Source organism: Pedobacter sp. 05L430, from assembly GCF_056397585.1.
Map to the genome: position 1 here is coordinate 1 of NZ_JBFTNT010000149.1, position 9,732 is coordinate 9,732.

Below are 9,732 nucleotides of genomic sequence, written 5' to 3' on the forward strand. Positions count from 1 at the left end.
ATACTATCAGTTCAGTTCTGGCAGCGATTAAGACTGCTCAACCACAAATCATTTATAGAGCAGATTAATTATGGAACCATCATTATTCACCGCATGGGTAGCGAAGTATTTCAAACCCTTAGTTGCGAAGGTTGTTGAGAAAATCAACGGCACAAAAGTACCGGATTCTTATCGTCACAAAACGATGCTCCGTAAGGAATATTCTCCTACAATACTATCAGTTCAGTTCTGGCAGCGATTAAGACTGCTCAACCACAAATCATTTATAGAGCAGATTAATTATGGAACCATCATTATTCACCGCATGGGTAGCGAAGTATTTCAAACCCTTAGTTGCGAAGGTTGTTGAGAAAATCAACGGCACAAAAGTACCGGATTCTTATCGTCACAAAACGATGCTCCGTAAGGAATATTCTCCTACATTGAAATGGAATTMAATTAACGTAGATGGGTCTACAGTAGCGGCAGATGTCGTTTCAATGGACTCTGCACTACCATTAAAAAAACGTGATTCAATCTCAAAAGCAGATGGTGACATTCCTAAATTGGGTATGAAACTAGCCTTGAATGAACGCACGATGACTGACCTTAATATCCTGGCTAATAGCCCTGCAATTCAGGAAAGCGCACTTGTAGCTAAACTCTTTCAAGATACCGCGAAATGTATCACAGGTATTTATGAGCGTCTGGAATATATGTTTCTTCAGGCTCTATCTACAGGGATTACACTTATACCTGACACTGAAAATGTAGGCTTAGGTATTCGTGTTGACTTTGGCTACAAAGCATCCAACAAGTTTGGGGTAGCAGTGGTATGGTCAGCAGGAGCGACAGGAACTCCTTTGAGTGATTTTAACAGGGTGAAAGATGCTGCTGATGCAAATGGAGATACCATTACTACGGTAATGATGGATACGTTTGCCTTCAACAACATGCTGAAATCAACAGAATTCAAAGAGCGCTATGCAGGTTCATTAGGTATCGCTGTAAATACTTCATCAGTGTTGCCGATCCCAAATAAGGATCAGGCGAAATCGTTCATCTTGGGCGAATACGGTTGGACTATTGATATCGTTAACCGTACTGTGAAAACAGAACGTGACGGTACTAAAACCAACCGTAAGCCTTGGGCCGAAGGTGCTGTTGTATTCTTAACATCTACTGAGGTAGGTACACTTACATGGGGTACTCTTGCTGAAATGGTTCACAAGAATAAAGCAGTTGACTATCAGGTTGCTGATGAATTCATCTTGGTTTCTAAATTCCACAAAGTTGATCCATTGAAAGAGTTTACCTCTTCTCAAGCACTGGTTTTGCCAGTAATCAACAATGTTGATGAGATCTATTTATTGGATTCTAAAACTGTTCAAGCGTAATGGGAAAAGCTAAAACCGACAGTGCTTCTGCTCAAGGTAGTGGGAGTAATGAAAATAAAGAGTTGTTTGACCACATAGTGGTACAAGAGGACTTGGACGCTAACCCGGAATTGGCTGAGTCAGGAGTAAAAGTTGGCGATACCATTCAAGTCCCTGTAAAGTCTGATGTTCCTGATCAAGTGAGTGAGGGTGATGACGAGGAAAAACAAGAAATACCTGAGTGGGCTGTAAAGGCATTAGTAGGAATATTTGATCCTTTATTTAAATCGTTGTCAGACGAAATATCTGACCTTAAAAAAGCCTTAGTTAAGGCCAATAAGGAATCAACTCCTAACGCTGTATCCGTTGAAGATGATTTTGATGAAGATGCTGATTATGTTGTTGCCTCAGGCAAATCATTCCGTGATTCGAAAGACTTCACTCAGGAATATACTGAAGGTGAGGATGTGTCCCATTTAGACAAAGAAGTTCAGAGACGATTATTTGCTAACGGTTTAATAGAAGAAGCATAATCATGACCATAAAAGAAGCCCTTTCAACCAAAACAAGATCGCTTAACGTAACTAGCGAGGAACTTGACTTAGCAATACTTGAAGCAGGATTGGATGGCAGTGCCACATATAGCCCTGAGACAGATGGTAAAGCGGTTGATATGATTTGGGCGGGGCTTCTTTTATCTACCATTCAAACGGTAGAGGTTAAAGAGGATGATGTAAGCATTAAGTATTCGTCAGACTTGCGTGGGATATATTCATGGATAATGCGCAAGTGGGGGATGGTAGATCCTTTTTTACCAATTAAACCAACTGTAAAACAAAGACTATTCTGGTAATGGATTTTCAACCGCACATAGCTACCTGGAGCGTACCAGGAACGGAGCCACAAACAGATCCGGAAACTGGATTTCCAATTCCTACTGAGGATATCACTATGTCTGTTCCTTGTAGGTACCATTCTGAAAATGGCAAACAGTTTACGAATGAAGTTAATCAGCCTGTTTTTCAGAAGGGTAGAATCAGATTTGTAAAGGGATCTCAAATGCCATCATTATATGAAAACATTAAGGTTACTGATGGTGATGTGGTAGTTTTTGAGGGCCCAGTTATGGAAGTTTATCGTGGACAATTAGGATGTAGATGTGATGTTTAGTATAGAGGCAAATTTTAATCAAAGCAAGATTCATTCGTACATAGAAAAGCGAATTGAGGAGCGTGTTAATGAAATCGTTGCTTTTTTACGCGAAAAAGGTACCGAGTATACTACAGCCGCGAGGAATAAAACATTAGCCGGTAAGCCATATACCAATAGGACTTTCAATTTGGTGTCATCAGTTGGTTTTGCAATAGTTAGGCAGGGTAAAGTTCTTGAGTCATATTTTCCTTTGTTAGAATCAGGCGACGAGGGACGGAAGAAAGGAGAAGCCACAGCAGAGAGAGCAGCGAAAGAATATAGTGAGTCTGATGATGTCGCATTGGTATTGGTCGCTGGAGAATATTACGCGAGTTATGTTCAGGAGACGTACGATTTTGATGTTACCAAACTGGCATCTGGAGCTTTTGCTAAGTTTCTACGAAATCTATGGAGGAATAAGGAATGAAAGACGGTATAGACATGGTTCTTGATGTTAGAGGATTAATAGATGTACCCTCGTTCACAAGTTTAATCGATGGTGAAGTTTATGGTAACATTCGTCCTGACAACAGTATAAAGGCAGATGTCGTAGTGACTGCGCTTGGCGTGAACGATGATCCTGATCAAGACGGAGCCGGAAACATAAGGTTATATGTTCCAAAGATAAAACAATCCGGTATAATGGTTACAGATCAGACCAGGCTACGGGAACTCGGCAAAGTGATAGTAGGCCTAGTAGATAATCAGTTTAAACCAACATTTAGAGTATGGATAGATGAACGTCCAAAATTTAACAGAGACGCTGATGGTTCATATCATTTACACATGGGATATCAGTACCATTCAATTCGAGAAAACACAGGTATTTAAAAACCGCCTTAGGGCATTAAAACAAATAAATTATGGCAACATATGCAGTAGGCGGAGTAGAAAAAATTAGAGTCGCACCCGCAGTAACAACAGAAGCGGCAATTACAACTGGATTAGCTTCAGCGGTTCAGTTAGAGTATGTGGCGGACGCAGTTGCGTACACCCGGAACTCTGACACTTTAACTGATCTTGTTCCGGAGGATAAAGATGTTGCGTTTGTAACATTCGCAGCTCCAGGAGAAGCCGATCAAATCACAATCGGATTACTTCAACAGGACCCAATTGTAATGGCGATGTTCGAAAACATTGTTTACACATCAGCTACCACAAAAATCGTGAACCTTGCTAAACGTAAAGTCGCTAATGTAATGTTAGAGATCACAACTCGCAGCATGAAAGATGGTCGTAAACAAATTATCGTACTTCCAAACGTAGCAGTGACTTTAAGTTATGTGAACAACTTAAATAAAACATCGTTACAGCAATTGCTTTTAACTGGTAAAGTTGGTTCATTCAAAACCACTACTACTTTACTTGATGCGATTTCAATCAAAACTTGGGTAACTGAGGCAGGAGCGCCAATTGACTCAACAACTCCTTAGTCATGGTTAAGGTAGAAGTAGTTAGCGATTTTTTTGTAGAAGCTACAAGATCACATTACGTTACTGGATGGAAAGGAGAGGTATCAAATGATCTCGCTCAAAGACATGGAGAAGAGGGGACTGGCTTTTTGAAAGAGTTACCAGAAGACGCAGAATTGACTCCACTACCAGAGACTTTATCGAAAGCCGCTAAATCTAATGACGGGAAAAAGATTAAAAAGTAATTAAAGTTGTCCCAATCAAATAAAAGCCCTGCCTGTCTCAGATAGGGCTTTTTAATTTCAACTACAAAATGGAACAGAATTTTATTCTACAATCAATAGCAGACACTTTTACAGGAAAGCCACTTCATAAACTCACAATTCCAGTGAAAAATGTTCAGCCTCCTAAAAAAATAATCGTGAGTGCTGCTCAACCTATAATAGTAAAACGAACTATATGGGATAAGATATTCAGACGGCCAATTGCACCGCAGTCATATACGGAAGAAATTGTGAGATATGAGGATGCTGAAACAAGTAGAACATACGAAATAAAACCCTGTGTAGTTGCGAATATGTACCGTGTCGCTGGACGGGCCTCACAATTGCCAAAGGCATTGTATTCACATAAAAGTGATAATTTAAAATTCATTCCAGAGCACATGCCTACTATCGCTTATATAGTTGCGGCAGCTATTCAAAATAATCACTTAGAGCCAGATCAAGAGTTAATTCAGTTTATTGAACTAAACCTTGATGCTGATGAGATGTATGAGGCACTGAAAGCTGTTTTTAGTAGTTTAAGAATGGATTCTTTTACGAATTCTATCGTCTTAATGACAGGAACAGTAGGGATACTGGATCAACAGACGAGTCCAGCGGACGGGAGCGAGTTAATAGCCTCCCTCATTCAAACATCGGATCAGCTTGCAAACACTTCGGGTGGTCAGAATGGGATGTAAAATGGAATCTAAGCTGGGACAACTTTGTATTGTATCTGGCTAGTATACCGAAAACAAATAGTGAGGATAAAGAAGTAATAGAAACAAAGGATTCAGACGAAATATTTTAAGTTATGGGCGAATTATTAGATTTTAAAGCAAAGGTAGATTTCACTCAAGCTAAAAGGGATATAGACAATTTTGAAAAGATGCTGGCTAAAGTAGGTGTTGCCCCTGCAGCTTCCACATCAAATTTCACTCAGGCTAATGTCGGTATGACTAAAGCCATCCGGGATTCATTACTGGAAACCGAGCGGTTAAGGCAAGAGAATCTGCAGTTACAGAACCAATGGCAGCAGGGAGCGATATCTCTAAATGAGTTAACTGCCAAACAAAAGCAGAATACCATTGCCCGACAACAGTCAACTAAAGAGGCTAAAGAGGCAAGATTAATACAAGAGCAGGTTAATGGGTCTTATTTTGCTGCTCAAGCTAGATTAAAGGCTTTAGGGGTTGAAGTGAAAAGCTATGAAAATGGCTTAAAAAAACTTACCCCGGAACTTAAGAGTAAGGTAAAAGAATACAATGAACTGAATAAATCACTCACGAAGTTTGACGAAGGTATGGGTAACCACCAGCGTAAAGTTGGCTTCTATTCATCGGCCCTAAAAGGAGCTTCTGGGCAACTCGCGGGATTCGTAGCAACGTATGTTTCTGCGGCAGCCGCCATGCAACTTATCAGTGCTACTTTTACACAGTCGTTAAAATCATCAGCAGTCAGAACTTCTTTAGAATTCACATTTGGATCCGTTGACCTTGCGGATGCTAAACTTGAACAATTACTTGATACTGCAAATAGATTAGGTGTAAATTACAATGCCCTGGTTTCTTCCTATAAATCATTTACTGGAGCTGTAGTTGCTTCAAACTTTGATTTTCAACAAGGAGAACGAATATTCAATGCAGTTGCCGGTGCGGCATCAAAATTAAAGCTTTCCAGCGAAGATACAGAGGGGGCATTACGCGCACTGCAGCAGATGATTTCTAAAGGCAATGTTCAAGCGGAGGAGTTAAGAGGCCAATTAGGTGAGCGTATACCTGGTGCATTTTCAATAGCCGCAAGGTCCATAGGGGTAACAGAAACACAATTAAACAAGATGCTTCAGAAAGGTGAAGTTCTTGCTGCCGACCTATTGCCTGCTCTTGCTACCGAACTGGAAAAAACATTTGGTTTGGAAACAACCAAAAAGGTAGAGGGACTGAACGCTGAAACAGAAAAATTCTTCAATATATTTTCGGGAGCTGTAGCCGAAAGCACGAATACCAATAAATTCTTTGAAACTGTACTAAAAGGATTCAATGAAATCTTTGGTACAATATTCAAAATGGTAAACTCTGATAGCTGGAGTGAATTTTGGACTAGGTTAACTATTGGTTCATCTGTAGCAGATACAATGAAAAGCATTAGTAAAGCTACTGAGCAAGCTAATAAAGCAATTAGCAATACATTAAACATTCCTTCCGGAGATGCAAAGAAAACCACGTTTGCATATGAAGAGTTGTCTTTGGCTTATGAAAAGGCCACAAAAGCATTAACAGATTATAAAGAAGGAGTAAAAACAGGGGCATTGGTTGATGGAGGAAAAACGAGCATTCAATCTTTAGAAAATATAGTTAATGTGACTAAAGCAAGGATGGAAGCCGTTAAGAAGCTGATTCCTGAAGCCAAAGCAACAAGCACAGAAGAATCTGCAGCAGAAAAAGCGGCAAAGCTAAAATTGGAGCGCCAGGCAGAACGGGAGGTAAATGCTCAAAGAACTTTACAGAAAAAAATAACGGATATTCAGAATGAGGCTTCTCGAAAAACACTCACAAAGGATGAAGAAGAAGTCCAGGCGGTTAAAGATAAGTTTGCAAAAATAACTGAAGAAGTCCGTGTATTCAACGAGAATCCTAAAAACAAACTTAAAGTAGATGGGTCTGGACTTGCTCCGGCAATGAAAGCTCAAATCATCTCTATTGAATATAAACAAGACACCGAGAAACTAAAAGAGTCATTAGAGGTTCAAAAAAGCCTATATGAACAGTACGAATCCTATAAAACGGAATTAGGTAAGAAAGCTGCTAATGAACGCTTCGGTGCCGAAATAAATACTAGTAAAAAATATGCTGATATCTTACAGGACGAATATGATAAAATCTTAAGTTTCGGTTCAGCAAAAGGTTTTACTGGGGCTATGACGGAGAGGATGAAGTTCTTGGAGCTTGGAATTAAGGCCGAGGGGGTAGTTGAGCAAAAAAGGCAGGATGATTTAATTAAATCTCTTAGATCATTCGAACAAGAAAGACTATCGCTAGAGGACCAATATAAACAAGACAGAATTGATGTATTAGCAAAAGGCGGAAGCGAGGGACTTGCAGAACTGGATAAACAACATGCGACAAAACTTGCTGCATTAGGTGATGCTCATTTAAAAGAAATTGATGCGTTTAAGGAATTGTATGCAGGAATAGATCGGCTGTCTGATGAAAATGCACTAAAAGTCGTCTCTAATGCTGAGGACGCTTTAAGTCTCCTTAAATCTAAAGGAGTAGTTATAAGCAAAGAATTAGAGTCTGAACTGAAACAATTATTTGGAGATTCCAAAGAAGCCATAGCGGATAGATTACCGGATCGGCTTATAAATCTGGCAAATCAAATTGATAATGTTGCCGGCGCTGTTTCAGGTGTTGACGAGAACTTCGGGAAATTACTTTCTACCCTAGGAAACGTTGTAGGCCAGGTTGGTAATATCAAAAAGGATATGGCCGATCTGCAGAAATTCAGTGGGAAAGGAAAGAATGGGTTGGAGGACTTTAGTTCTATTGGACAGTTAGCCTCCGGCTTTGCTATTTTTAGTGCAGGAGCATCAATATTCTCATCTATTTTCAAGTTGTTTGATAAGTCTGCGCAACGTGAAGCTGAGGCTAAATATGCAAGAGATATTCAAAATAGACAACAAGAAGCTTCTAATAAGCTGTTAGAACGCCAAATTTCACTTATAGATGAAGCTTACGGAACAGATAGGATTTTAAAGTATGACCAGGCTTTAAAAACAGCAAGAGAAAGTGAAGCAAAATATGCTGCTGACGTTGCTGATAATTTTAAAACCACTGGTGATTTATTAACAGATAGCTTCTTAAAGCAAATAAATGAAGGTGTAGATCCGAAGAAAATATCCGGAGGGGATTTCTTTAAAAGGGACGCGTTCCTTGATAAGTTTTACAAAGGACAACTTAGTAAGATTGGTGATATTTCAAAATTAACAGTTCAGGAGTTAAGTGCTCTTGCTGAGGGTGGTCCAATCGATGAAGGCACTCAAAAACTAGTAGAGAATTTAATAAATGCGAAACAGGCGGCTATAGATATAGTAAATAAATTAAATGCTGAATATGTAGGACAATCTTTGGATTCCTTGGCCGACAGTTTCATTTCTACACTGACTGATGGAGTTGGGGATTTCGGCAAAACATTTGAAGAAACTATACGTAAATCTATCCTGAATGGGTTTAAGAGTAAGTTCATCCAAGATCAGTTACAGTCCTTTTATACAGAATTTGCTGACTTGTCAAAAGGAGGATTGACTAAAGAAGAAATAGCGACCTTAAAGTTATCCTATGATAAGGCTACTACTGCAGGGGAGCAGAGGCTAAAGGATTTAGAAGCCATATCAGGAGTTAAATTAACCGACACTGGAGGCGGGAATCAACCCGAAACCATGAAAGGCCGTATCGAATCGATCACCTCTAACCAGGCAGATAAATTGGAAGGCGTATTAAGAGGAACTCAACTTGCTACAATCCAAGTAAGGGACTTATTAAAGCCAATTGGTATGACCATGGGCGAAATGTTGGAGATAGGAAGGGGTAAATTAGCATCATTGATAAAGATCGAGCAAAACACGGGGAAAACGGCAACGAACACTGATAGGTTGGAGAAAATCGAAACAGCGTTGGTGAGTATCGATAAGAAGATGAACGACAATAAAAATGCTTTGTCAGGCAATGGGTATGTTTAAAACAACTATAGGGTTAGGATGTTAAATCAGGCTGATATAAATGGTATTGAGGTATATGACGCCTATGGTCTTTGGTTCACAAACGGACTGAAGAGCATGGAGCGCCCTGCCGACCTTAAAGAAGCCGAATCTCAAAGCTGGCCTGAACGTGATGGTCGTGAATATCGGTTGACCACCAAGCTTGATGATTATGATGTATCTCTGGATAGTGTGTTGAGCGCACCTACAATGGCTGAGTTCTTAGTTAAGAAAGCAGCATTATTTGCAGTGTTAGGCAATGGATTAATCAAGGAGTGGTTTGTATACTCAACTGGCGTCACTTATAATATCAAATACAATCGTGCTACGAATTTCGATTTTATCAATACCGTTGGAGCTATAAGCGCAAAGTTCAATATTGAACTAACAGTGACGCTTCAACAACAAGAAGAAACAATTTATATACTAGACGGGAATGGCTGAGCAAATAGTAATTGGTAGGATTCAAATGCGTAGGCGTGTTGCCGTTTTATGGTCYGCGCTTAATGAGATATTAAAGGAGGGAGAGATTGGTGTTGTTATTGACACTAACCCTATCAAATTTAAAATAGGCGACGGATTTACTCCATGGAATGATTTGCCATTTGCTCAAGGTGAAATCCCTCAGGGGCAGTATGCCGGGCGGGCAACCCCTTCAATGAATCCTGGTACGCAAACCACTCCAGTATATTATACGGCTAATCAGGCCGGTACATATACCAATTTTGGAGGCGTTATTTTGCCTGCCAATTCTC

Annotated in this window: 12 protein-coding genes; all 12 read left to right on the forward strand. The window is 39.9% G+C overall.

Annotated elements, in window-relative coordinates:
* Positions 1–281 precede the first annotated feature (281 nt).
* Complete coding sequence (locus AC1DG9_RS17295; RefSeq protein WP_477634955.1) at positions 282–1,376, forward strand: major capsid protein; 1,095 nt, start codon at positions 282–284, stop codon at positions 1,374–1,376.
* Complete coding sequence (locus AC1DG9_RS17300) at positions 1,376–1,888, forward strand: hypothetical protein (protein ID WP_477611963.1); 513 nt, start codon at positions 1,376–1,378, stop codon at positions 1,886–1,888. Before AC1DG9_RS17295 ends, AC1DG9_RS17300 begins: the two co-directional genes overlap by 1 nt.
* A 2-nt stretch (positions 1,889–1,890) precedes the next feature.
* A complete protein-coding gene (locus AC1DG9_RS17305; protein ID WP_477611964.1) occupies positions 1,891–2,208 on the forward strand; it encodes a DUF6706 family protein in 318 nt (105 codons plus the stop codon).
* A complete protein-coding gene (locus AC1DG9_RS17310) occupies positions 2,208–2,525 on the forward strand; it encodes a hypothetical protein (protein ID WP_477611965.1) in 318 nt (105 codons plus the stop codon). The genes AC1DG9_RS17305 and AC1DG9_RS17310 overlap by 1 nt, the downstream gene beginning before the upstream one ends.
* Positions 2,518–2,973 carry a hypothetical protein gene (locus AC1DG9_RS17315; RefSeq protein WP_477611966.1) on the forward strand — a complete coding sequence of 152 codons (456 nt, stop codon included), beginning with the start codon at positions 2,518–2,520 and terminating at the stop codon, positions 2,971–2,973. The genes AC1DG9_RS17310 and AC1DG9_RS17315 overlap by 8 nt, the downstream gene beginning before the upstream one ends.
* A complete protein-coding gene (locus tag AC1DG9_RS17320; protein WP_477611967.1) occupies positions 2,970–3,377 on the forward strand; it encodes a hypothetical protein in 408 nt (135 codons plus the stop codon). Before AC1DG9_RS17315 ends, AC1DG9_RS17320 begins: the two co-directional genes overlap by 4 nt.
* Before the next feature lie 32 nt (positions 3,378–3,409).
* Positions 3,410–3,979, forward strand: coding sequence for a hypothetical protein (locus AC1DG9_RS17325; RefSeq protein ID WP_477611968.1), 570 nt, complete (start codon positions 3,410–3,412; stop codon positions 3,977–3,979).
* A 2-nt stretch (positions 3,980–3,981) separates the two neighbouring features.
* Positions 3,982–4,203, forward strand: coding sequence for a hypothetical protein (locus AC1DG9_RS17330; protein WP_477621745.1), 222 nt, complete (start codon positions 3,982–3,984; stop codon positions 4,201–4,203).
* A gap of 68 nt (positions 4,204–4,271) precedes the next feature.
* Positions 4,272–4,922 (forward strand): hypothetical protein, encoded by a 651-nt coding sequence (locus AC1DG9_RS17335; protein ID WP_477611970.1) that lies wholly within the window; start codon positions 4,272–4,274, stop codon positions 4,920–4,922.
* Between the two features lie 113 nt (positions 4,923–5,035).
* Positions 5,036–8,959, forward strand: coding sequence for a tape measure protein (locus tag AC1DG9_RS17340; RefSeq protein WP_477611971.1), 3,924 nt, complete (start codon positions 5,036–5,038; stop codon positions 8,957–8,959).
* An 18-nt stretch (positions 8,960–8,977) separates the two neighbouring features.
* Positions 8,978–9,421 (forward strand): hypothetical protein, encoded by a 444-nt coding sequence (locus AC1DG9_RS17345; protein WP_477611972.1) that lies wholly within the window; start codon positions 8,978–8,980, stop codon positions 9,419–9,421.
* On the forward strand, positions 9,414–9,732 hold a 319-nt coding region (locus AC1DG9_RS17350), incomplete at its 3' end, for a hypothetical protein (RefSeq protein WP_477634956.1). The genes AC1DG9_RS17345 and AC1DG9_RS17350, both read left to right, overlap by 8 nt.